Genomic DNA, 750 nt, shown 5'->3' with positions numbered 1-750 from the left:
AGGATAACAGGGTATATTTTAAACATGAAAAAGAACGCATTAATCAGATGTGGCAGAGTGATATCATGGAAGCTTGCTATCTTAAGGATTCAGAGGGCAATGGTCGTATGGTTTATCTTATTGGATTCATCGATGATCGCAGCCGGAGAATTCTCCATTGTCAATTTTACTTTGATGCTACACTTACCAGGCTTGAAGATTGTCTTCAGAAAGCTGTCATTAAGTTTGGTGCTCCTAATTCTCTATACGTCGATAATGGCAAGGTGTATATATCTGAGCAGTTTAAAATAATATGTGCAAAGCTCGGAATTACCTTAAAATACGCAACTGCGTATCATCCAGCTGGGAAAGGAAAAATTGAGGTGTTCTGGAAGTTTGTACAGAGTTCTTTTCTTCCTGAAGTCAGAAAAAACAAGGTCTCAAACATAATTCAGCTTAATGATCTTTTTCAAGCCTGGCTTAAATATGAATACCATGAAAAGTTTCATACTTCCATAAATTCTACTCCTGTTGAAAGATGGAAGAAGTCACTTTCTGAAGGCGCTAAACTAAGATATTTCTCACCTGTACAGCTTGATGAAATCTTTATGCATTGCTGTGAAAGAACTGTAACTAAATATGGCGTTATATCCTTTGAGGGAAATACCTATGAGGTAGATGGTGCTCTGGTAGGCAAAAAAATTGAAGTTCACTACAATCCCTTTCACCTTGAGGTTCTACATATATATTTTGATAGTAAATACTACGGTG

General features: G+C 36.7%; 1 protein-coding gene. It reads left to right on the top strand.

Going from position 1 to position 750, the window contains the following annotated elements; all coding sequences use genetic code 11:
• Nucleotides 1-750: DDE-type integrase/transposase/recombinase (locus tag CLORY_RS22895; RefSeq protein ID WP_079428905.1), on the top strand; the 750-nt coding region annotated here is incomplete at both ends.

The sequence above is a fragment of the Clostridium oryzae genome, assembly GCF_002029235.1.
Taxonomy (GTDB): domain Bacteria; phylum Bacillota; class Clostridia; order Clostridiales; family Clostridiaceae; genus Clostridium_AE; species Clostridium_AE oryzae.
This window is presented reverse-complemented; position numbering and strand designations above follow the sequence as displayed.